This is a genomic window from Arthrobacter sp. TmtSoilC51, assembly GCF_055388015.1.
On record NZ_AP035878.1, the window covers coordinates 73,820 to 95,873 of the forward strand.

Here is a 22,054-nt window from a genome sequence, read left to right on the forward strand (position 1 = left end):
GGCACTCACGCTGCCTTGTGGCGCAGGGCCGCCTGGGTGAGCTTGTCCATGCGGATCCCGGACCAGTGGTCCTGGTCGTCGGAATTGTTCACCACGACCGGAGCTTCGCTGTAGCCGAGCTCCGTGGTGACGTACTCCAGTGCCGTGGGAGTTTCGATGATGTCGACGGCTTGGTAGGTGATGCCTTTGCGGTCGAAGTACGCCTTGGTCTTGTCGCAGTTCGGGCATCCGGGCTTGGTGTAAACCGTGTAATCAGGGGTTGAAGAAGTCATTGTCAGTCCTACGTTTCGTATCAGTTCTGGTTTCGTTCGTCTGTTCGACTTGATACCTCCATTCTACCCTTATTCAGGTAGAAAAAGAAGCGTTTTAGCCCGTATTCTAGAGGTTTTTGACACATCAAAATTTCCACTGAGCGTCTTCCCCCGATGGCGAGCTTGGTGCTTCGTAAGTGGAGTCTGGCGGTACTCCCCCGGCATCTTTGGAAGTCATCGACAGCGTATGGTTCCTGTCCCGCATGGGGTGGTCCACTGGTTGCGGGTGGTTGTCCCGGCTGCAGATAGCGACGTGACGCAGCTGGTGGTGGGCCGGCGACGTGTGTGTTGTCCCATGGGGAAGGCTGCCGATTCGTTGGGTGAAACAGCTCAGGACCGGCGCGGGCCGGTCCTGAGCTGTTTCCTCGGCAAAAGGAAGGTCTTGAGTTTACAACATTGGCCGCCTTGGGCGTGGTGGGTGGTTCATGCTTCTGCTGCCGGGCGGCGGCGCCAGGCGCACGCGGTGGCCTCTGACAAGACTGCGGGTGGTGGTTGGATACTTGGCCGGCGGGGGCCGCGGCACCTGAGCCGGCGGGTGCCTGGTGGCGCTGATCGGCGGTCCGCCGCGGTGAGTGGGCACCCTGGTTTGCCCAGGGCGGCGGACCGCCCGCGCACGAAAGGTTCCTGGCCGTGCCTGTGGTGGATGGACGGGGTCTTGCCGGGCGGTGGGCTTCCGCCCGGCAAGGGACTCTTATGCCGCTTGGGTTTCTTCCTCGGTGGGTTTGCCGCTGTCGATGATGATCTGCTCAACCTCCGACGGCACGTAGTTCCACAGAACCAATTGGTTCAAGTAGTCCCGGTGGGTTTGGGACGGGGACCGCCAGGAGTCCTTTGCGATCGTCTTCTCATACCCTGCGCACACCAGCGCGATCAGGGAGACTTCTGGCCGGGTGGTAGTTGTCGCTACGTGGTCCCGCAGCGGGTTCCACCCCCACGACTTGGTCCCTGCGATCTTCGCCCCGGCCATTTCAGCGGCCACGTCGCCCTCGTAGCTGCTGGCGGTTTCGGAGTGGTGGGTGATCGCGTGGACGGTGAAGTACTGCCAGCCCTTCGGTGCCTGTTTCTTCGCCAACAAGGTCTTCACGAACTCCCGGCGGACCGTGGTTGCGGCCTGCATCTTCTTGTTGTTCTCGATCAGGGTTTTCCGTTCAGCTTTCTGTTCCTCGGTCATCGGCCCTTTGTTCGCCGACGACGAGCTGTACCGGTCTTTGTATCCGGCGTCCTTCCATCCGACGATCACCGGGACGGTGGTGCATTCGCCTTGGTAGTCCTGGGTGATGAAGACGGCATTCGCGTCCTCTGCGGTGGCTGGTTCCCCGTCGGGCCGGTTCAGGTAGCTGACACGGGCTGTTTGATAGTCGTCGTAGGCTGGCTGCTCCACGATGGTGGTCCCTGTGGCTTCGACTTCGGCGGTGAACGCCGCCAGTGTGGCGGATCGTTCGCGGTCGTCCCGTAGTTGCTGGGCGACGTGGAACAACTGGTCCGGGTCGTCCATTAGGGCTGATTCGAGGTCGGCGGTGGCGGCTTCGTCCCCTTCGAACTCGGCCATCAGGAGCGCTTCCTCGATGGTGAGGCCCTTGCCGAGGGCGGCGGTTCCGGCCTCTGAGGCCTTGGCCTTCAAGGCTCCTTCGACGGTGGTTTTCGTCCGTCCGGTCTTCTTGGCGATCGCTGCGGCGGAAACACCGATCAGGGACAGCTGGTGGTAGGCGTCGGCTTCGTCCGCGTCGGTCAGTTCGGCGCGCTGGATGTTCTCCACGACCTGAGTGACGATACGTTCGGCTTCCTCGGGTGTGCTGATGATCATCACCGGTATCAGGGGGCGCTGGGCTTCAACGGCTGCGAGGGTGCGGCGCTGGCCCATGAGCACGTGCACGGTGCCGTCTTCTTTGCGGTGGGCGATGACCGGTTCCATGACGCCGTGTTCTTTGATGCTGGCGATGAAGTCCGGTGTGAGGGCTGCGTCTTTGCGGACGTTGATGTCCACGGTCAGGGTGGTGGGGTCGAGCATTTCCAGCGTGGGTGTTGCGTTGTTCATTGCTGTCTTCTTTCTTTGCCGAGAAAGGTGGTGGGTGGGGCGCTCGTGGTGAGTGGCCAGCTCCCCTTCTCCCCTTCGTTGTTTTGGCTGCTGGCGAAGCTTGCGGAGCTTGCCCGATGGAAGCCTGTCGACCCTTGTGGCAAGGGCCAAAAAATCTTGGAAGGATCCGAGCGAGCGAGGATCCCGGGTTCAAGAATTTTTGGCACGCAGGCCCCGACTGTGGAGGGGCTTGACGGGCTGGAACGGGCATTTACAATCCGACAGGACAGCAGCCAAAACGCTTTCAAACAAGAAGGTGGTGGCGGGCAGGAGCTCTGCGACGGACCGGCACCACCGGAGCAGCCGGCCACGAAGTGGACGCCCTTTAGTGCTCGCCCAGCGAGCACCCCTCTCCTGGTTCCCACCGGATCCCGCCCATGGTGCGTCCCGGGCGGGTGCGCCGCGCCCACGAGCCAAGCACCCCGGGGGCGGATGCGGGAACGGCGGTCCGCCGCCGGCGACTACCCACCCGGGCCGGCCACCTGCGGCGGACCGCCCACCCACCAAAGGCGAACGGCCCACCTGCTACCTTCGGGGATCAACCATTCGGTGGATGGTGCGGTCCAGGGTTTCGTAGTTTCGCTGCAGGGTGCGACGGTCCAGTTCGTCCTCGGTGAGTTCGATCTTTTCGAGCAGCACCTGCCAGGTGTCCATGGCGGAGAGCAGCTCGGGCGTAAAGACCTCGTCCGGTACCTCGTTGCCGTACAGGCCGAAGTGGTGGAAAGCATCGACCATGCCCGGGTAACCGATCCATTCGGCGGTCTTGGTGGCCGCCTCGCGTTCGATCGCGTGCCAATGGGCGTCCCAGTCGTAGGTGCCGTCTTCATCCCAGCAGTTCGTCACAGTTGTCTCCTCAGTGCGAAGGGGAGGCCGGGACCTCGCAGGTCCCGGACCACCGGTGGGGTTTAGTTGGCGAGGAGCTCGGCCACGTCGGCTGCGTCGCTGACCAGCACCGCAGTGCCGTCCTTCAAAAGAGCGTGGCAGGCCGAGGAGTGGGCGCTGTGAACCGAGCCCGGGACTGCCGCGACGTGTCGGGCGATGGTTTCGGCGTGGTGGGCGGTGTTCACTGCTGCGGACCGTGTCCGGGCTTCGACCACGCAGGTCACCCCGGCGAGAGCGGCAACGATCCTGTTCCTGGCCAGGAAACGCCGCCGTGTGGGCGCCGTTCGCAGGGGCTGTTCGGAGACGATCAGGCCGGTGCCTTTGATCGCGGCCGCGAGGTCCGCGTTCCCTGACGGGTAGACCCGGTCAAGGCCTCCGGCGACGACGGCTATTGTTGCCGGTCCCTCGCTGGTGGTCCCGGTCAGCGCGCCGCGGTGGGCGTGGGTGTCGATGCCGTAGGCAAGACCGGAGACCACGCAGATGCCTTGCTGGGCCAGTCCGTGGGCCATGTCCCTGGCTACCGCGGCGCCGTAGCTGGTGCAGTCGCGGGAGCCGGTCACCGCGGCCGCTTGGTGCGGGGCGGGGATGCCTTGGTCGATGTTTCCGACGTACCAGAGCCCATACGGGGCGTCGGGCAGGTCGTTTAGGCCTTCGGGCCAGTGCTCGTCTCCGGGGACGAGGAAACCCCCGCCAAGGTTTTTGATGGCCTCGAGTTCGGCCTCGATCACCGGGGTGTCGAGTTCGCGGGGTCGGGGTGCCCAGCGGTCCAGCCCGTCGGAGAGTTCCTCGGCCTGGATGTTCCAGAAGGGGAACAGGGGCCGGGCACGCAGTGCCATGCGGTAGGCCGGGTGGGCGCCGTGACGGGCGACCAGCTGCCGGGCGATGTCGTCGTCCGGGGTGAACATGCGGGTCAGGGCTGCGCGTGCGATGCGGTTTTCGTCGTTCACGGTGGTCTCTTCCTTCTTTGCCGAGAAAGTTGGTAGGCGGGGCGCTCTGGTGACCGGCCAGCTCCCCGTTCCCTCCCGTTGTTTTGGCTGCTGGCGAAGCTTGCGAGCTGTTCCTGTGGAGGCCTGACTACCCTTGTGGCAAGGGCCAAAAAATCTTGTGGGATCCGAGCGAGCGAGGATCCCAGCTGAAGAATTTTTGGCACGCAGGCCCCGGAGTTTACGGAGGGGCTAGACGGGCTGGAACGGGAACGTAAAATCCCTTGGGACAGCAGCCAAAACGTCGTAGACACACCAGGTGGTGACGGGCAGGAGCTCTGCGACGGACCGGCACCACCCAGCAGCCGGCCACGAAGTGGACGCCCGTTCTGGATCTTGAAAAGCCAAGGAGCCGGCACCCTCTCGGGGGCCGGCTCCTTGGTTGTTTCCTCGGCAAAGGAAAACTATGGGGTGCAGCGTCGTCGCTACAGGATGATTTTAGAAGTCGGGGTGTTCCTGGGGAGCGGTGTAGTCCACCGGGCCGAGGGAATCGGCGGCGGTCAGCAGCCGCAGCTCGATGACGTCTTCGAGGAAGCTCGCGCCGGGGACGGGTTTGTCGTCATCGGTCAGGACGTACTCGGTTCCCATGCTCGGATCTCCTGGCTGCAGTGTTCTTCCTCGATGTTCACTGTAGCCGGGGATCCATTGAGCCAGCTGGGTTCACCAGCTGCCCCGGGCCGGTGGCCTGGTCGGTCTGTTCCGGAACCGTTGGATCAGGATCTGCACGATCCGGAACAGGCAGAACACGATCAGCACTGCCGAGATCACCGCGACGATGATCGCGGCGGGCTCGCCGGTGACAGGTCCGCTTTCGCAGTAGCTTTCGCCTTGCCCCAGTGCGTAGTCGACGCAGTGGCCGACCCACATGAGGGACCAGGGCAGCACGAACACGACAATGGCGGCGATACCGATTATCCAGGGCCAGAGCTGCGACCACGGCCATGCGGCCTGTCTCCTGGTTTTCACGCCCGCCCCCGTTCCGTCGCTACCTGGGGCCAGTCTAGGCCCAGGGTTATGGTTATCGGCGCCTCGTGGCTGCGCCCGCGTCAGCGTCATGGCGGCCGGGGGAGCGAAGCGGCGGAGGCCGCCCCGCCACCCCAGGCGGCCGGTCCGGACCCCTTTGTGCTGGTTCCGGACCGGCCGTCCGTGGTTTAGGCCCGTGGGCGTTTGTAGGCGGTGTCCGGGTTCTTGGCGACGTCTGCGATGTACACGTTGGTGATCAGTTCGCGCAGCAGCACCGCGAAGCGGTAGCCGGGGGCGTCCTCGGTGGCGAGTTTCAGGTACCGGTCGGCGTGGGTTCCGGAGCCTTTGAGCCACTGCAGCCAGCCCATCAGGGTCAGCATCGGTGCGCGCTGGCCTTCGGGGACGAGCTTCATCAGTTCGAAAGCCATGGCTTCGGCGCGGTCCACACGGGTCCAGTCGGGGCGGCCATCGAACTTGCCGAGCATGATGTCGATCATGCGGCCGTTGTTCGTGGTGATGGTGTCGGCCATCAGGAAATCCCGGATGTAGGGGTCTTGGAACCATGCGGCCATGGCCCGGCCGGTTGCCGTCTCCGGGGTTCCCGGCGTGTCCAGCATGGTGTTCCATGCCTGCCGTGCGGTGGCGAGGGATTCCTCGGTGCGGGCCGGGGCCTGTACCGGTTCGATCCTGTTGCCCAGCTGTTCCGGGTTGTACACGTCCGCGGCGGGGTTGCTGCCGAGGTAGGTCAGGGTCGCGTTGGCGTTGCTGTCGATGATCTGGGACAGCGGGTTGCGTTCGGGGCTGCCGTAGGCGGCCCAGTAGGTGCCGGTGACCAGGAAGGCGTGGTGGACGGGCATCCCGGCTGTGGCCAGTTCGTTGCCGAGCGCGGCGATGTGCGCCGCGTACGGGAACGTCTCGTCCTGCCCGGTGCCGCCGGTGTAGACGATCACGTAAGTCGCGGTGGCGGTCTCGTCCTGGGTGGCGAAGCTGGTCACCGTTTGGGCGAACCCGGTCGGGTCAGCTCCTATGGGTGCGTCTACGCGCAGGGTGGCGCCGAGGGTCCCGCTGGTGGTGGTCTGCACGACGACCGATTCGGTCGGGGTGCCGCCGAGCATGTGCGGGATGTAGGCGAGCAGGTCAGCAGGTCCGGTGAGGGTGAGCTTGTCCGTCATGATCTTTGGTTCCTTCTTTTGCCGAGAATGAATGAAAGGGGGTGTGGTGGCCGGGAACAGCGGGTTCCCGGCCACCGGGTGCGGGGTTTAGGCCGCTGGTTGGATCAGGCGGGTGTCGAAGAGTGCTTCGGCGCGTTGGATCAGGTAGCCGGGCACGTCGGTGTCGTGGTCGATTCCTGCCCTGCCCAGGAACACGGCGTTCCCGGCCACGGGCAGGTCAAGGCCGGTTTCGTGGAGCAGCTGCACCGCGCGGAGGTTTGAGGGGCCGGTGGTTTGGGTGTCCGCGTTCAGGTACAGGTGCCAGTCGCCCCGGGCGATGCATTCAAGTCCGCCGCCGACGATGATCTGCAGGCTGGTGTGTCGTGCGTCGAGGCTGTGCACGGTGACGGCCTCGCTCAGCCGCGCCGGGACGTACAGTCCGATCAGGTGGTTCAGCATGATGATGCCTTCTTTCTTTGCCGAGAAAGGTGGGCGGGGCGCTCGTGGTGAGTGGCCAGCTCCCCTACCCCCCGTTGATTTTTTGTTGCTGGCACGTAGTGCTCAAAGGTCCCGACGGAGGCGTCTCCTCCCCTTTGGGGCAAGGTGCCTGGGATCTTCGAAAGGAAATAAGCGAAGCGCCGTCGAAGATTCCTGGTGCCGCAGGGCCCCGGAGCTTGCGGAGGGGGCAGGAGCAAAGAGCCGGAGCGGGACCTTATGATCCGCCAGGACAGCCACAAAAATGCTTGTAAGCAACAGGTGATGACGGGCAGGAGCTCTGCGACGGACCGGCAGCACCCAACAGCCGGCCACGGAGCGAAGCGGAGAGGACGCCCACGCATGCTCGCCCCGCGAGCATGCGCCATCACCGCTTCCGTGTGGCATGCTCGAAGGCGTAAGCAGCAGGATGTTTACACCCCAAGGCAGAGGGCCGCATCCTCACCGTTGCGGTCCTTTGCTTTGCCCCATTGGAGTGTTGAGACAGAGGGAAGGCCTATGGGTTGGTGGAGCTGGTATCCCCGACAGCGCAAGCGGGGAATTGGTGCAGGTCGTCCGGCCCGCACAGGATCCATTAAGCCTAAGGACCTGCACCCGTTGGCTCCTGAGCAGGTGGCAGATCTGAACGCGGCGTGGGCCGAACTCGCCGAAGCGGTGGCAAAGTCTCCTGTCACCGGGTTTCATGCCTGCTCACTTGGCGGAAAGCCCTGGCAAGAGGATCCGGCAGCTGTGCGGAACGTGGCGGCAATCATCCGCCGCGTCGACGTGGCGGATGCTGCTACGGAAGGTCCTGACGCCAAGTAGGCCAGCCGGAGCGCTTTGGATGGGCACGGCCGGTTGAGCATCAGCAACGGTCACGCGGACGGTCACGGTCATCGGATAGCTTGTACTCATGACAACTACTGGCCTGGAAGTACGGCTCCGAGAGGGCAGGGAAAAGGCCGTAGTTCACAGGTTCACTAGAACGCTGGACGATGTTGTCCTTTCGCTTAAAGAAATTGATCGCCTGTACCTTCAGAGGGGGACGCGGCCAGAGTGGGTCATTGAGTCCTTAAGACATGAAGCCAACGACGCCGTTATACGGCTTGAACCCCGCGGTTCCTCGCGAACTCGGGACAAGTCCGACATGCTTCGCCCCGTAGAGGCTTTCGTGGACGGCATCGCCAGCCTTTCTGAACGACCTGAAATCCCAAAGTTGTATAGCCCGGAGACCGTGGAACGGATCCAGCGCATTGCAACTGCCGGCGACGAATACAGCCAAATTTCGATGGCCACCTACAACGGCAAGATCAACTCTGTGGCAATCCTTTCCCCCGAGGTGAAGGAAAACGCCGCTTCAGCAGTGCGAGGCAAAGACGTCGCTCACGGTTCTATTTCCGGCATCTTGGATACTGTCGGGGCGACACCGCGAAGAAACATCCTTCGCGTTCGGTTGTTTGACTCCCAGACAGAACGCGCTGTCAGCGGAAACGCAGCTCCGGCGCTTTCAGAATCGCTACGGGAGCACTGGAACCACCGGGTACTGGTCGGTGGTTTGGTAACCCGTAATGCCCGGGGACAAGCGATACGCATTGAGATAACCCAGATTGAACGACTTCCTGAGAATGATCTCGGGATGCCCTCTCCTCTTGAGTTGCTGGGCGCTGGCTCGGATTGGCTGGACGGAATGACAGTGGACGAATACATGCGGGGTGTCAGGGATGCCTAGGAACAATCGAAGCGCTCCAGTTCCACTGATCTACGTGGATTCCTGCGTTTACCTGGACCTTCTTACCCGAAATGAGGATACGGAGCCGGTAAACGGACAGCCGAGGTGGGCGGCTGCTAAGTCAGTATTTGAGGCAGCAAAGGGCGGGCAAATCCGCCTTGCTGCTTCGCCTCTTCTGGAGGCCGAGGTCTTGTGCAACGGCAATGCGCGCAAGGAAACTGACCGGATTCGGGCTTTGCTTCGCGGTTGGTTCCAAGCTGAGTCCACTGCCTGGACGGACATCGACAGGTTCCTCACGCGGGATGCCGTGGGTCTGCTGAAGGACTTCGGACATCTTAGGTTCAACAGGGCCAAGAAGCTTGGCTCCGCGGATGCCTTGCATCTTGCAGCCGCAGTTCGTCTTGGCTGTGACTATTTTTTTAGTCACGACGGAGGCTTTCCCTTGGACCACAAGGTGCGAGAAGTCCAGGTTCAAACGCCACGGATCGTGTGGCAAGAGTCGCTATTTGATCAGGCATCTGCGTAGGAAGTGATGCGTGACGCTGCAATGGCTTGAAGACGAAGGCTTCCATGGGTTCATTCGATTCGACGCGATCCCGGTCGAAGAAGTGCCCACAGAGCACGGCGTTTACGCGGTCATCCGTGAAAGCTCGGATGAACCGCGGTTTGTAACGCCCGGCACCGGACGGAAGGGAAGCCACTACCCCCTAGGCATGCTGCAGGATGCTTGGATTTCCAAGGCAGTGGTTCTCTACTTCGGCAAAGCCCAATGCAAGCAAGGCATATTTGAACGGCTCAACAAGTACCGTCGCTTCGGCGATGGCAAGAGCAGCGGGCACCGTGGCGGCCGTGCCATATGGCAACTGGAGGATGCTCAAGACCTCAAGGTCTGCTGGGTGGTCACCCAGGACCGAGACCCGCAGGTCGAGGAAAGCCGGCTTATCGACGCTTTTAAAGAGCGCCACGGCGGGCTACGTCCGTTCGCGAACCGGATCGATGGAAAGAAGGGGGACAAATGAACCAAGGATCGAATCAAGCACTTACTGTGGCCGGTCACGTTCGCACTGTGGAGGACGCCCTGGGAGTTCTTGAACAGTACCCAAGGAAGACGCCGGCCGCTTTCGATTACCTGGGCGCCGGGGACTTGGGAAAGCTCACGGCCCATGAAGTGATCCGCACACGCAAAATCAGTTCTCGAATCTCGAACAAGGAAGTGACGTACTTCCTGGAGGCTTCCGAAACGGCACCGTGGATTCGGACCGCAGCCGACTTAGGGAATGCTGACCCCGAGGGCAAATTGTTTGCCGCCATGACAGACCTATACTGGCATTTCGCTGAAGGCTCTCCCAAGGGCGTGAGCTTCGCGAAGATCTCGAAGGTCCTGCATCTGAAACAGCCAAGCCTGTTCCCGATCCTCGACAGCCACGTAGCGCGCGCTTATGCACCTGCCGCTAAGGTCCTCCGTACGGACCATCCACAGCTTGGATGGCGGCGCCGCACCTGGCTTGCCGTGCGGAAGGACCTACTCGCCGCAAGAACCTCCGGCGCACTGGACGAACTGCGCGGCCGAATCCGCTCCTACACATCGGCTGACACGGCGAAACAACAGGAGGTCCGGCTAATGAACCAACTAACTGATCTGCGAATTCTAGACATCCTGGTTTGGTAGCAGGGGCCCAAGTCGCCCCCGCCTCAGTTCAGTTTTTGAATGCAGACATCCATCACGGCGGGACCATTGTCCGCACCCAGGACTACGTTATTCCTGAACAACAACGGAAAGGTCAACATGCACCCCGATGCCGAGCACCTGCAACCCACCGAGCTTGACGGGCAGACGTCCATCAATGACCTCCTCGCCGCAACACCGGCCATAACCCCGGTCGAACTCCGAGAACCAACTGACGCCGAGTTGGCCATCTTCTTGGAAGCACAAAGCGAATAGCTGCATACTCACACAACATCGTGACGGTGCTTGGTGCACCGGCTCGGTATCGCGCGCGTGCGGAATGTCGCTTAGTGGGGAGCCAGGGGAAAGAAGGGCGCCAAGAGCCGTGCAAGGTGCGTGAACGGAGCTGATCAGGGGTTCTGGGGCTAGTCCTCAATCACTTCCGGCGCCTGGCCCCTCCTGAGTGGGTTCCGGTTTTGCCAGACCCAGTCTTTGGGCCGCGGCCACCCGTAGTTGGATAACCTGGTACTCGCCGTGCCTTCCCTTGTGTTGCCCCACGGCAGCAATGAACCAGCCGCGTTCGGCGGCCTCTGGGTGCAGCTCAGCCCGCACATCCGTACCTGCGCATATCGCATGCTTGGTAAAGGCGTCTACGCCAGTTAGATTGGCCGTCAGATCCCATGACGACGCGCCCAAATAAAACCTCGGGTGAACCTGCACAGTTGATGCTTGTTCTCCGATGAATAGCTCGTCCCCCCAGGGAAACCTGGACTTGGGCATGAAGTCTGGATCTGACATTTTTCCCAAGACCTCCTGCAAAGCGTGGCGCCACTGTTTCCTTGGCAGCTCATGCAGCCCCAAGGGGCAAATAAACTTTGGCGCTTCCCAGCGTTCTGCGGTGGCCAAGTAACGTCCATCCTCCATGGCCACCATCCGCTCAACTCGCCCGGAATCCAGCTGCCACGAGACGTAAAAGGCTTTGTCGTAGCGCTTGTGTTGGGCGATGGCGCCCAAACGAGACTTCTGCCGGACTACGGCCGGGGCCATCTTTTTGATTCTTCGAACGATTCCAGGCCAGCCTTCAACTGCTTCAGCAACAGCTGCTGCCAGGGCTTCGATCGCCTCATTCGTTACCTTTCCAGACTCGACCAGCACATCATGGTCCCCGATGGCTCCAAGGCTGCCGAGCCTTAGACGGACAACTTTCCATCCCGCGCCAGCCAGGAGCTGGTTCCGTGTGTTGTCCTCCCTTTCCTTGCCGGCATGAGTATGCGCCGGGTCGACTTCGACGCATACTTTGGTCTTCGAAATCAGGATGTCTGGCGTGAGGATGGGGAAATTCTTCAGGCGCGGTTCCTGACCGCACTGTATACCGCTGCGCCCCTTATGGACCGTGAACCCGGCGGCCACGAGTTTTGCCCGCACCTGCTCCTCAGTCTGGGAAGTCATAAGATTCCGCGACTGGATTACAGTCCCGATGGGGTATTTGGGACCCTTGACCGTTCTCTTGTCGGCGTAGGAAGCAGCCCGACATGAGCGGCACATGGCCATGTTGTCGGAGCCAGGCTTGGCAATGACTTCGTGACCACATCCAAGCCGCACCCAGCCGTGCAGCTGCTCCCCCACACACGTGAAGCATGAACGTGATCCACCGGCGTCTCGGCGCCAGCCGGATGCCGCAACACATTGGACTACTGCTGACTCTACGAACTTGTGCCCTCGCCCACACACCCAACGCACCTTCACCGGCGAAGAGGCAGGAATGTCATTTGGGCCGAAGGCATTATCGTCGTCCCACATGTCCAATACTTCTGGATGCCGGGCCGCGACCGTAGTCTCGGGCTTAGGCGCCCGCCGCGAAAGACCCAGCTGGGTGCGCTCTTCGGGCATTAGCACCGGCCACTCTTCAAGTGCTTTCACAAATTTCCCCCTCTAAAACCCCGCGCATAGCGCCCATTAGAGGGATGTTATGTGAGGCCTCTGACAAAGTTCCCGTATTGGTGCGCTTGTGCCCCATAGGCGCTCATGAGGGTAGCCCCGCCGACCAAGGGGCGGGTCTAGGTACTCATTGACGTTCTCCATCTTCGCTCTGGGGCTGATCCTCAGTCACTTCCGGCGTCTGGCCCTTCCTGAGGGTGTTCCGGTTTTCCCAGACCCAGTCCTTGACCTGATCTCTGGAGATCAACCATGTCTTCTCGACTTGGTAGGCAGGAATCACTCCGGTTTGGAGCCAGCGGTACACGGTGTTCCGGGAGAGCCCGAAGAGTTCTTCGAGGTGCTGAGTCACCGGCCCGGACTTCTTGCCGTAGGTCATTGACCTCTGTCGTCCCATGCCGAACGCTTAACTTGGCGTCTCTCTCGCCCGCCACTTGTGCCTGCCGTATGGTGCGCCCACGGGTTCTAAAGCATTGCTCAGACATCTGTCCTTAAAGATCCACATTCAGGGCAGACAATTCCACAATATTGCCGGGCTTGTCCGTCCGGTCGTCCAGGCTGTGCCTGCTTCATCCTGGCCTCGTGGGCTTGAAGGCGCTGTTCCCCCTCCGCGGACAGGCTGTAAATCATGTGGCGTCCGAGTTTTTCGCTATTGACGAGTCCATGAGCGTTCAGCTGAGTCAGTCGGTTGCTGATGTATCCCTGTGACAAGCCCAATTTTTCGGCCAAGGCCTTGGGATAACTGGGTCCGCTTTGCAGGATACGGATTATGGATTTGGTCGTTCGCCCGTCTAGCAAGGGAGACACTTGTGCCTTCACATGGTTTCCTTAGCAACAATCACTCCCGCGACAAGGAGCTAAACCTTTGGTTGAGGGCCGTGCCCCGGCCCGTTATTGGGCCGGGTCAGCCTAACACCGCTGGTGTTACCCCTTGAGCATCGTCTCCAAGTCCGTTTTTGCTGCGGCCATTGCGGCCTTGGCGGTGACCTTCCCAGATAGTGCCGCTTCGACGTGTTCATTGAACCGGGTTTGGGCTGATGAGGCGCTTGGGAAGTTCCAGAACGGGTTGCGGGTCGCCGTGGCGGCGATCTGCTTATCGAATTCGCTGTGGAACGTGTTGTTTTTGAACCAGTCCGAGGCCAGGTTTGCCTTTGTTGTTGGAGGTTGCCCGGCGGCTTCGAAGAGCTTCTGAGCGGCTTTGGTATCGGCGCTCATGAACTTCATAAATTTTGCCGTGGGTTCCTCATCGCTGAAGCGCACCAGTGGCTGGCTCCAGACCAAGGCACGCGGCTGGTCCCCCGCCGTTTTGGTGGGACGCGCGACCGGCTTCATTTTGGATGCAATGTTCGGATCCTTGGCTTGGCCAGGAATGATACCGACGGCCTGGGGAGCATCATCGTAGATGGCGGCTTTTCCCTGGGCGAAGAGAGTGCGGGCGGAGTCGCGGACGACTCCAGCCTGGATCAGTCCTTCATCCAGGAGAAGCTTCCAGTAATCCAATGCTTGGATTGACCCGTCGTCACCCAAGGTAACTGTCTCGCCGTCCACGACCGGAGAGCCGAAGGTCCACATCCAGGGAATGATGTCCTTAAGCTGTTCGACCTTGGTGCAGGGGGCGTAGGGGATGAGGTTGCCGTCAGCCTTCTTCAATGCCCGAAGTGCTGCCGTGAACTCGTCGGTGGTACGGATCGGATTGGAGACTCCAGCCTGCGCGAGAATTTCGGTGTTTGTGATGACGCCGATGGCTGACTGTGTCCACGGCATGGCGTACCTCTTCCCCTTGTAGGTGCCGGCGTTGTTCACGGAGTCTGGGTACAGAGACTGGTCGAATATTCCTGAAACTTCTTTGAGAGCACCGGTGAGGGCTAGGGTGGAAAGCCATTCTTCGTCTATGTGGGCTACTCCTGTGAGGCTCTTGCTTTTGGCCTTAAGGACCAGCTGGTTGAGGTACTGCAGGTACGGGTAGGTGTTTTCTTCGGTTTTGATTGAAGTGGAAGCGCCGAAGTCTGCCACGACTGCTTTGAGTGCTGTTCCTGAGTCCTGGCCGAAGACCCACGACGTAATGGTTAAGGGTCCGTTGGCCGCGGGGCTGCTTGATGTAGAGGCACAGCCGGTCATTGCGAGAAATCCCACGGCTGCGGTGCCGACCCCCGCTCCGAGAAATGCGCGGCGGGACAGGGCGGCTGTTGAACTTGGCGTCGTTGCCATCTCGTTTTCCTATTCGTTATTTGGTTGTTTGGGTGTCATTTGACAGAGCCAGCGAGGGCTCCGCTTACGAAGTGTTTTTGCAGGATCAGGAAGACCGCGACTACGGGCAGCGAGGTCACCAATGATGCAGCCATCATCTGGCCGTAGGAGTTCTGGAACTCTCCCAGGAAGGTCAGGGACAGGCCGGCTGGAAGAGTCTGCAAAGGTGTGTCGACCAAGGTGAGCGCATAGGCCAGATCGTTCCATGCCCTGATGAAAGCGAAGAGGCCAACGGCAATCAAGGAGGTTCGGCATACAGGGAGCAGCACGGTGATCATGATTCTGAATTCGCTTGCTCCGTCAATGCGGCCGGCTTCTATGAGGTCGTTGGGTATCGCATCAAAGCTATTTTTCATCATCCATACCGCAAGCGGGAGTGTGAATGTTGAGTACGAGAGGATAAGTGCCCCGTAGGTGTTGAGCAGGCCGAGGGCATTAAAGGACGCATACAGCGAGAGTAGAAGCAAGACTTCCGGTACCATCTGGGCGACGAGTATCAGGTACATGAGGGGGGTGCGGCCGTAGTAGCGGAACTTTGAAAAAGAGTATCCGGCCGTAAAACCTAGGAAGAGACTGATGATTGTGGTGGTGGTCGCTACGATCAAACCGTTCACCATAAACTGCATGAGCGTCGCACTGGTGAGGACTTCGGCGAAGTGGTCCAAGGTGAAGGAGCGCTGGAGCGAGGGCGGGAATTGGAAGATGTCCTCATTTGAGGTGAAGGCAGTCAACGCCATCCACATAACTGGGAAGAGGGCGAACAGCAGCAATACTGCGACGGTGACATGGGCGGTGGTTGAGCGCCGCTGCCCAGGAGCGGAACCGGGGGCAGATCGGCCGGGGCGCACCCTTCCTGGCGCTTTCAGGGTTGCAGACATTACTTAGTCCTTTTCCTGCTTGATGGTGTATGCGACGTAAATGGCCACGAGGAGGCTCATCAGGATTGTCCAGATAGCGCCGATGGCGCCGGCCTTTCCGAGGTCGAAGTCGCTGAAGGCAGCCTTATAGAGCGCGATGGAGAAAGTTGTCGTAGATCCGACCGGTCCGCCGCTTGTCATGACGTAGGGGATTTCGAATTGTTGGAGGCCCCAGATCGTCTCTAAGAGCAGTGTCAGGGCCAAGGCCGGTTTGATCTGCGGAAGGATGACGAAGATCTGTTTCTTCCAAGCGGAGGCCCCGTCCACGGCTGCGGCATCGTGCACTTCTGAGGGGACCCCCTGCAGCGCCGCTAGGATCAGGATCGTCATCCACGGGAACGAGTGCCAGATCTTAGCCACGATTATCGCCGACATGGCGAGCTGGGGAGAATCCAGCCAGTTAGTGTTCCCTTCTCCTAAGCCGAGCATCTTAATCCCAGCATTCAGGACACCGTAGTTGGTGTCGAAGATCCACAGCCAGACGAACGAGACGACAACGCCAGGGAGTATCCATGGAATGAGAAAACCCGTTCGAAGTGCCCCGACTGCTGCCATCCGCGTGTTCAAAGCCAACGCGAGGGCTAGAGCGATGACAAAGGCTCCAAGCGTGGACGCCCCAACGAAAATGATGGTTTGCCACAGGATCGGACCAAATGAGGGCGCCGAGATGAATGCCGCAATGTTCTCGAGCCCGACAAATTTTTCCTCTGTGCTGAGCAGGCTCCGGTCGGAGAAAGCGAAGGCCAGAGACTGGACAAAGGGGTATCCGATAACGAGAACAAAGAGGACTAGAGCCGGGAGTACCAGCAGATAAGGGAAGGACGCCCCGCGCTTGGACTTGCGGTTCGGCGCAAGCAGCCCCTTACTAGGCTTGTGCCCGCTAATGCCCGGGCCAACCTCAGAGGGTGTTCTGGTATGAAGCGACATGATTTAGCCAACCGTTGAGCAGAGCGGGGACTCATAGCAGCGGATCTCATAGACTCCCGCGGAGGGATCGCCGTTAGTGGCAAACACGGTCAGCCGGATGCTATCGGCCGTGGTACCTTCGGGGAGATCATGTACGACGCGAGTCGAATAATTGCCTGAAACACGGGCGACTTCCTTCCATCGACCACCGGCATCCACTTCGAGGACGTAGTCCCGCGCACACTGCGGGTCACGGTAGAGGGCGGGGTAGGCGTGGTATTCGCGCAGTAGATGTCCAGCAAACGTGATCTGGACCTGACGGATGAGTTGGGGCTCCTCCCAAGACAGCTTGAGCCACTGCGGAAGCGGTGCAACTGGATCTGACCTCCACTGGTTGGTGCCCTGATGCGGACGTGTCACACCGGTGAGTACGTTTTCGGCAGCATAAGCCTCTTGAGCCGGTTCGATCTGGAAGCTCAGCGTCGATCCTCCGCCGAAGCGACGATAACGCCCTGGACTATACTCGTACCCGGCAATCTGGCCCGGGAGGACAGCACTGGAGACGTGCCATTCAATGTCCGGCGCCGAGTCAAGATCTACCCGAATGTACCCGCCCTGCGCCAAATCCTCCCGCGAGATATTCACAGGCCATTCGACCCAATGCGGTCCACCGGGCGGAACGACGAGGATATCTTTACCCAAAGCTCCTCCCGGTTCCGTCCTGTAATCCCAAATGTTGTCGACTTTATGGACCGTGGCAGCCACTTCCTGGGCTGAGTCGCTGTCGTTGCTTAGCGCGAGACGGAGAACTTCCACACCTTGCCCCGCACCGACGGCGACCCACTGCGCCGTCCTCCTCTCGAGACGTCCGGTAAATGGGTGAACAGGGTGGTCTCGCCAATGGTCGATTCCTCCGAGCCAATTCGCACTGTTCGGCCCCACTCCGCGGACCTTTTCAGAGCTGCTGGCCGTGACAACAGCGCTAAGGGCAAGGTCGCCCGGATCTGCGTTCCGCACGTGGGGCAGGAAACAGCCATCACGCAGTAGGACCTGCTGGAGCTCCCCCATCTGCTCAGTAAGCACTCCCTCGATCCCATCACCGTCCTTGGCCATGGCTGCTGCCGTGCCTGCGGCTTGGCCCATCACGGCTGTGGTTCCCATGACACGTAGGGCACCCAAGGCGGCGTGCGTCGAGCTGACATTCCTTCCCGCAAACATCAGGTTGGAAAGATCCTTGCTCATCAGCGCACGAAGAGGGATGCCAAAAGGCCCGACGTACTTGGAAGAGCCGAAGCTTGACTTCGGATTAGCGAAAAGCGCCGTACTTACGGGCTCGGCATCCTCGGCCAAGAGTCCGCCAAGAGTGTGCAGATCGACGTACCACCCCCCGAAGGCTACTTCGTCCTCAAATTCCACGTTCTCAATGAGGTGATTTTCAGTGAGCACCAGATCCCCAAGCAGCCTTCTGCTCTCACGCTTTCCCGGCACTTGGCCTATCCAGTCCAGCGCCAGGTTCTGGGCCTTGTCGGACCAGTATGGGTCCCTGTTTTTCAAATAATCCCAGATGCCCAGAACATGTCGCGTGAGTTCGTGACGAATGGCTTCGTTGTCATGGATGGAATCCCATGGTGCGCCGATTTCGATCCACCAATAGCCGCTAGAGAGGGTTTTCGGGAGCCGTGCACCCTTTCGGAAGAAGGACGGATCGTCATATTTGACCGCCCATTCAGGGGCCCTGAAGGGTACCGGGCTGCCAGTATCGACGGTCTTGAAGTGAAGCGAACTTCCCATGGTCCCATCCGTCGCTTCATTCGGCGCATCAGGTTCACCGTACTCCGAAGCTGATTCTGTGCCCGAGAGCCACTCGGCCCCCGCCAGCGCGCCAAGAGTCCCATCGCCGGTGCAGTCGATAAACGTCTTTCCGGTGATTTGGATAATTGTTTCGGCGTTGGCCACCCGGGCCCGGACCCTTGTGATTCGCTGGTCCGTGACATCGACTTCTTCCAGCGCTGTATTCAAATGCAGGGTGAGTCCCTCGGTGCGTACTGCCATGTCGTAGAGAACGAGGTCCCAAACGCTGTTCGTCCAGCCGTTCTCCTCGATCTTGGCGTGGTTTGTCGCCCGCTCCTGGATCAACGCTTCGGAGATGATCCCTGTCTCCCGGGCATAGCCGTGAAAGGCTGCGGCACCGTGCGGGGTGACCCGCACCTCGGAGGAGGAATTTCCGCCCAGAACGGGACGGTCCTGGATCAGTACGGCCTTTGCTCCATGGCGAGCTGCCGCAACTGCTGCGGAAAAGCCCGCCAGACCACCGCCTGCGACCACTACGTCGTAGTCTTCTTCGACAAACTTCACTTATTTACCCCTTCAAGTTTCTCGTGCATGGCGCAAGTTCACGCCTCCTGTGATGTTCGCGTGATGCCGCCGCTTCGCAGAACTTAAACGTTCTAGTAGAATTAGTATGTGATCGGCATGGGACCATGTCAATACATAGTTTCAAGGAAAGGCAGGCTATGGGTTCCCCGAATCGGAACGGTCGACGCCCCACCATCGTTGATATCGCCAAACAGGTTGGGGTTTCGCCAGCGGCAGTGTCAATGGCGCTCCGGGATCTGCCTGGTATTGGGGAAGAAACGAGGCAAAGGGTGCTTGCCGTCGCCGCCGACCTGAATTACCGGCCGGATTCACGCGCGAGGTTGCTGCGCAGCCGCAACTCCAAAGTAATCGGAATACTCTACTCGCTGATGTCGCCCTTTCACGCGGACGTGGTGCAATGGCTTTACGTCGCTGCAGCCGAGCGGGGCTACGCCATGATGCTCGGCGCCTTGGCAGAAAACATCTCCAGCTCACGCGCGGCGGAGAACCTGCTCAGTGCCCGCTGCGATGGCATCATACTGATTGACCCTGAGCCAACGATGAACGAGGAAGCAATTTCCGTTGCGTCCCAGGTTCCCACTGTTGCAATCGGCCACATGCAATCCCGTCACGGAACGGATCTTGTCCAGGCTTCGGGATCTGAGGGTATTGCACAAGCAATGGGGCACCTTGTCAGCCTTGGCCATCGACGAATTGTCCACGTTTCAGGTGGATCATCACTTGCGGGGCTTGAAAGAAGCCTTGCGTACAGAAACTCGATGGACAGACTGGGACTTCCCGAAGAGACCAGGGTTATCGAAGGGGATGGTTCGGACCTATCAGGCGTCTTAGCTGCCCGCATATTGCTAGAAGGCGAACTACCTACCGCCGTCTTGGCATACAACGACACCACCGCAGTTGGTCTGCTGTTCGAACTCCTCAGGGCAGGTGTCGCGATCCCTGCCGACGTGTCCATCGTGGGCTATGACGATAGCCACGTCGCCTCCCTGCCCCACATCGGCCTAACATCAGTCGCCCAAGGCTCGCGCCAACTTGCAAAGGCTGCAGTTGAACGGCTGGATCAGAGGTTGAACAACGTCGCCCAAACTGACGCCCAAACGACTCCCGCTATCGACGTGCTCACACCGCATTTGGTAGTTCGGACTTCAACCGGCCTCCCCCGCAAGATGCCAAAGTAGTCGCCTCTTCCCCGCGTCTGGACAGTGGCGTGTCTTCTGCCTCACTGGTGAATCCGCCCGGGATTAACGCAATTGCTTGGCCGGCGGCCTGTCCCACTACCTTGGAACTGGAACAGATCTATGGGACACACTCCCCTAGGTAGCATCCGTTCAACGCACGGAAATCTTTGCGTATCGGATGTTATGCCAAAACACACGACGTGAGCGAGCGTCACGGGAGCAACTTTCGGTACGGTGCACGCATGGATTTCGGATACGCCCGCGTCTCAACCGCCAAACAGGATCTGAGCCGGCAGCTCGATGCCCTGGCAGCCGCCGGCATCACCAAGGTCTTTGCCGATAAAAGGTCAGGAGCCACTAGGGACGGACCAGGCCTCCACGCGGCACTCGACCACGCCAGGGCGGGAGATGTAATCGTGGTCCATACCTTGGACCGTCTGGGCCGCACCGTCAGAGACACGCTGAACCTGATGCACGAGCTAAAAGAGCGCGGCGTAGGTGTCCGGACGCTGGCCGATCCGCTGCGGATCGATACCTCAAACCCGGAGAGCCCCATGGCGCATGGCGCGAACCACCCTGTATCGGCACCTGCCGCCTCGCTCCCCCGGCAACACGGGCGGGTGAACCAGTCCGCAAAGACCTGGTCCATCATCCCGGGCAGAGGCCGAGGACCGATAGGCTTGAGCCATCAGGCAACAGCCTGCTGTGCCGTTAAAGAACTGAAGACCCGACTTAGGCCTCGGGTCTTCGTTCAGCGCGGTGCGCTCATTGGTGCGGTAAGAGGGCCATAGAACCTCGAACATCACACTTTGAGTCTATGGCCCTACGCACGTAGGGCGCAACGCTGTTGTGCCCACAAGCCCGTGCGCGCCGTGCCCTGTTCCTCCGGGAGGAGGTGTCCGGCATGGAATCCAAACGGAAACGCGAGGAACCATGGGGCGCCTGGAACCTGGTGGTCAACATCATCAGACTAGTCGTTGATGTTGCCCGCTTGTTCTGGCACAACATCCCCTAGCGGGAGCGGAGGCCGCCAGTCTGTCTGGCGGCCTCCGTTATTTCTGGTGCCCTTGTGTACGTCTGCGGAGTAGAGGCCCAGCCACTGCAGGGCCTCAAATTTTATTTCTGTCCAGATGTATTTATTGAAGCCAGTTTCTCCCTGATAGCTTCGTCCAAGAAGTCAGTGATCGTTACACCGTTCTCGGCAAGATAGGCATCCAACTCATCGCGTAGGTTTATCTCAATCTTTGATGAGAATGGCTCCATTCGGCGTTTCCCGCGCGGCCTTCCAGGCCCAGGGCGACGAGTCGACTGCAGGACACCCGCCTCCGACGAAGCTTGTACCTTCTCAGGCTTCTGCTCAGAGGCTGGCTGTGGTTCTGACTGACCAAGGCGATCCGCCGATGTCAGGGCCTCAACAACATCGGCTGAGGGTGCCTTCTTTATGGCTGACTTCCGCTGCAGTGCCACTTCAGTTCACTCCGTCCAGATACCGTGCATGTGCGACGAACTTCTCCGTCATGATCGCCGCTCCCCTTCCTGACAACTTGGTCAGAGGAGCCTTCGTGCTAACGGAGTCCTGCATGGCAGTCCTCAATGGCAGATGGGGTTCTCGAACCTCGGGCCCGTAGGCCTCCTGCAGCTCACCAATTTGGTACGCGTGCTCGGATGTCAGAGGCGAACTCGTCTTGTTGATGATGATCCCAAGGAACTCCAGATCTGGGTTCAAGTGCGGCAGTGACTTCACCTTCTTCACCGTTTCCAAGAACTCAGTGACGCCCTTGACCGAAAACGCGGCTGGCTCAGTGACGGCAAGGACGCGGTCAGCCCAAATCAGTCCGTTGAGAGTCAATCGACCAAGAGCAGGCGGAAGGTCGATCAGCACATGATCGTAGTTCTCCAGTTCATCGGCACCATAGGCGGCCGTCTTGAGGCGCATTTCAGGGGTCATAAGCGCTTCAGACTCAAGCCGCGCCAATGCCTCTGAACTGGGAATTAGGTCGATTCCATTCCAAGTCGTGCTCGTGATCGCCTGGCCGAGCGTTCCGGCTTCGCCACCATAGAGAACGTCGAAGATGTCGAACTCTCCCTCTCCCTCCAATGCCTCAGACACGTTGGACTGCGGATCAAGATCGATGACAAGAACCCGTCTTCCTATGAGGCGCAATGCCGTCGCAAGGCCGAGCGTGACGGAGGTCTTTCCAACGCCACCCTTTCGGTTACCTATCGCAGTTACCTTCACGTCGGTACTCCTAGCTACTGAAC

Annotated in this window: 24 protein-coding genes; 8 read left to right on the plus strand and 16 right to left on the minus strand. The window is 60.2% G+C overall.

Annotated elements, in window-relative coordinates; genetic code table 11:
• Window positions 1–5: 5 nt before the first annotated feature.
• From ACZ5G6_RS23845 to ACZ5G6_RS23880, 8 genes are all read right to left on the minus strand, one after another.
• Window positions 6–272, minus strand: a complete 267-nt coding sequence (locus ACZ5G6_RS23845; protein ID WP_498692124.1) for a glutaredoxin family protein — start codon at window positions 270–272, stop codon at window positions 6–8.
• Between the two features lie 730 nt (window positions 273–1,002).
• On the minus strand, window positions 1,003–2,346 hold the full coding sequence (locus tag ACZ5G6_RS23850; RefSeq protein ID WP_498692125.1) for a ParB/RepB/Spo0J family partition protein: 1,344 nt from the start codon (window positions 2,344–2,346) through the stop codon (window positions 1,003–1,005).
• A 564-nt stretch (window positions 2,347–2,910) separates the two neighbouring features.
• Window positions 2,911–3,228: a hypothetical protein gene (locus tag ACZ5G6_RS23855; RefSeq protein WP_498692127.1), complete on the minus strand. Its 318-nt coding sequence runs from the start codon at window positions 3,226–3,228 to the stop codon at window positions 2,911–2,913.
• A 62-nt stretch (window positions 3,229–3,290) separates the two neighbouring features.
• Window positions 3,291–4,214 (minus strand): DNA-processing protein DprA, encoded by a 924-nt coding sequence (gene dprA, locus ACZ5G6_RS23860; RefSeq protein WP_498692128.1) that lies wholly within the window; start codon window positions 4,212–4,214, stop codon window positions 3,291–3,293.
• 474 nt (window positions 4,215–4,688) lie between these two features.
• Window positions 4,689–4,838: a hypothetical protein gene (locus ACZ5G6_RS23865; protein WP_498692131.1), complete on the minus strand. Its 150-nt coding sequence runs from the start codon at window positions 4,836–4,838 to the stop codon at window positions 4,689–4,691.
• Window positions 4,839–4,910: 72 nt separating this feature from the next.
• On the minus strand, window positions 4,911–5,216 hold the full coding sequence (locus tag ACZ5G6_RS23870) for a hypothetical protein (protein ID WP_498692132.1): 306 nt from the start codon (window positions 5,214–5,216) through the stop codon (window positions 4,911–4,913).
• 185 nt (window positions 5,217–5,401) lie between these two features.
• The gene (locus tag ACZ5G6_RS23875) at window positions 5,402–6,385 is read right to left on the minus strand and encodes a DUF4192 domain-containing protein (protein WP_498692134.1); all 984 of its coding nucleotides are present in this window, start codon (window positions 6,383–6,385) and stop codon (window positions 5,402–5,404) included.
• Window positions 6,386–6,472: 87 nt separating this feature from the next.
• Window positions 6,473–6,823, minus strand: a complete 351-nt coding sequence (locus ACZ5G6_RS23880) for a DUF3846 domain-containing protein (protein ID WP_498692136.1) — start codon at window positions 6,821–6,823, stop codon at window positions 6,473–6,475.
• A 534-nt stretch (window positions 6,824–7,357) separates the two neighbouring features.
• On the opposite strand from ACZ5G6_RS23880, the gene ACZ5G6_RS23885 reads away from it, so the two are divergent.
• The 6 genes from ACZ5G6_RS23885 (at window position 7,358) to ACZ5G6_RS23910 (ending at window position 10,509) form a co-directional block, all read left to right on the plus strand.
• Window positions 7,358–7,663, plus strand: coding sequence for a hypothetical protein (locus ACZ5G6_RS23885; protein WP_498692139.1), 306 nt, complete (start codon window positions 7,358–7,360; stop codon window positions 7,661–7,663).
• Window positions 7,664–7,751: 88 nt separating this feature from the next.
• Window positions 7,752–8,567, plus strand: coding sequence for a hypothetical protein (locus ACZ5G6_RS23890; RefSeq protein ID WP_498692142.1), 816 nt, complete (start codon window positions 7,752–7,754; stop codon window positions 8,565–8,567).
• Window positions 8,560–9,093 (plus strand): type II toxin-antitoxin system VapC family toxin, encoded by a 534-nt coding sequence (locus tag ACZ5G6_RS23895; RefSeq protein ID WP_498692145.1) that lies wholly within the window; start codon window positions 8,560–8,562, stop codon window positions 9,091–9,093. Before ACZ5G6_RS23890 ends, ACZ5G6_RS23895 begins: the two co-directional genes overlap by 8 nt.
• Window positions 9,094–9,103: 10 nt before the next feature.
• The gene (locus tag ACZ5G6_RS23900; RefSeq protein WP_498692146.1) at window positions 9,104–9,586 is read left to right on the plus strand and encodes a hypothetical protein; all 483 of its coding nucleotides are present in this window, start codon (window positions 9,104–9,106) and stop codon (window positions 9,584–9,586) included.
• Window positions 9,583–10,236: a DUF6308 family protein gene (locus tag ACZ5G6_RS23905; protein ID WP_498692148.1), complete on the plus strand. Its 654-nt coding sequence runs from the start codon at window positions 9,583–9,585 to the stop codon at window positions 10,234–10,236. Before ACZ5G6_RS23900 ends, ACZ5G6_RS23905 begins: the two co-directional genes overlap by 4 nt.
• A 39-nt stretch (window positions 10,237–10,275) precedes the next feature.
• Entirely contained in the window at window positions 10,276–10,509 is a 234-nt protein-coding gene (locus tag ACZ5G6_RS23910; protein ID WP_498692149.1) for a hypothetical protein, read from the plus strand.
• 156 nt (window positions 10,510–10,665) lie between these two features.
• Here ACZ5G6_RS23910 and ACZ5G6_RS23915 read toward each other — a convergent pair whose 3' ends face one another.
• From ACZ5G6_RS23915 to ACZ5G6_RS23945, 7 genes are all read right to left on the minus strand, one after another.
• A complete protein-coding gene (locus ACZ5G6_RS23915) occupies window positions 10,666–11,682 on the minus strand; it encodes a DUF559 domain-containing protein (RefSeq protein ID WP_498692151.1) in 1,017 nt (338 codons plus the stop codon).
• Between the two features lie 616 nt (window positions 11,683–12,298).
• A complete protein-coding gene (locus tag ACZ5G6_RS23920; RefSeq protein WP_498692152.1) occupies window positions 12,299–12,565 on the minus strand; it encodes a helix-turn-helix domain-containing protein in 267 nt (88 codons plus the stop codon).
• Between the two features lie 80 nt (window positions 12,566–12,645).
• Window positions 12,646–12,987 carry a winged helix-turn-helix domain-containing protein gene (locus ACZ5G6_RS23925; RefSeq protein ID WP_498692155.1) on the minus strand — a complete coding sequence of 114 codons (342 nt, stop codon included), beginning with the start codon at window positions 12,985–12,987 and terminating at the stop codon, window positions 12,646–12,648.
• Window positions 12,988–13,092: 105 nt separating this feature from the next.
• Entirely contained in the window at window positions 13,093–14,376 is a 1,284-nt protein-coding gene (locus ACZ5G6_RS23930) for an ABC transporter substrate-binding protein (RefSeq protein WP_498692156.1), read from the minus strand.
• Window positions 14,377–14,411: 35 nt separating this feature from the next.
• On the minus strand, window positions 14,412–15,293 hold the full coding sequence (locus tag ACZ5G6_RS23935) for a carbohydrate ABC transporter permease (RefSeq protein ID WP_498692159.1): 882 nt from the start codon (window positions 15,291–15,293) through the stop codon (window positions 14,412–14,414).
• Window positions 15,294–15,296: 3 nt separating this feature from the next.
• Entirely contained in the window at window positions 15,297–16,259 is a 963-nt protein-coding gene (locus ACZ5G6_RS23940; protein ID WP_498692161.1) for a carbohydrate ABC transporter permease, read from the minus strand.
• 3 nt (window positions 16,260–16,262) lie between these two features.
• A complete protein-coding gene (locus ACZ5G6_RS23945; RefSeq protein WP_498692163.1) occupies window positions 16,263–18,593 on the minus strand; it encodes an FAD-dependent oxidoreductase in 2,331 nt (776 codons plus the stop codon).
• A 158-nt stretch (window positions 18,594–18,751) separates the two neighbouring features.
• On the opposite strand from ACZ5G6_RS23945, the gene ACZ5G6_RS23950 reads away from it, so the two are divergent.
• Both ACZ5G6_RS23950 and ACZ5G6_RS23955 read left to right on the plus strand, forming a co-directional pair.
• The gene (locus ACZ5G6_RS23950) at window positions 18,752–19,792 is read left to right on the plus strand and encodes a LacI family DNA-binding transcriptional regulator (RefSeq protein WP_498692166.1); all 1,041 of its coding nucleotides are present in this window, start codon (window positions 18,752–18,754) and stop codon (window positions 19,790–19,792) included.
• Between the two features lie 242 nt (window positions 19,793–20,034).
• Complete coding sequence (locus ACZ5G6_RS23955) at window positions 20,035–20,583, plus strand: recombinase family protein (RefSeq protein ID WP_498692168.1); 549 nt, start codon at window positions 20,035–20,037, stop codon at window positions 20,581–20,583.
• A 677-nt stretch (window positions 20,584–21,260) separates the two neighbouring features.
• Here the strand turns inward: ACZ5G6_RS23955 and ACZ5G6_RS23960 are convergent.
• Window positions 21,261–22,031 (minus strand): ParA family protein, encoded by a 771-nt coding sequence (locus ACZ5G6_RS23960; protein WP_498692170.1) that lies wholly within the window; start codon window positions 22,029–22,031, stop codon window positions 21,261–21,263.
• Window positions 22,032–22,054: the final 23 nt, after the last annotated feature.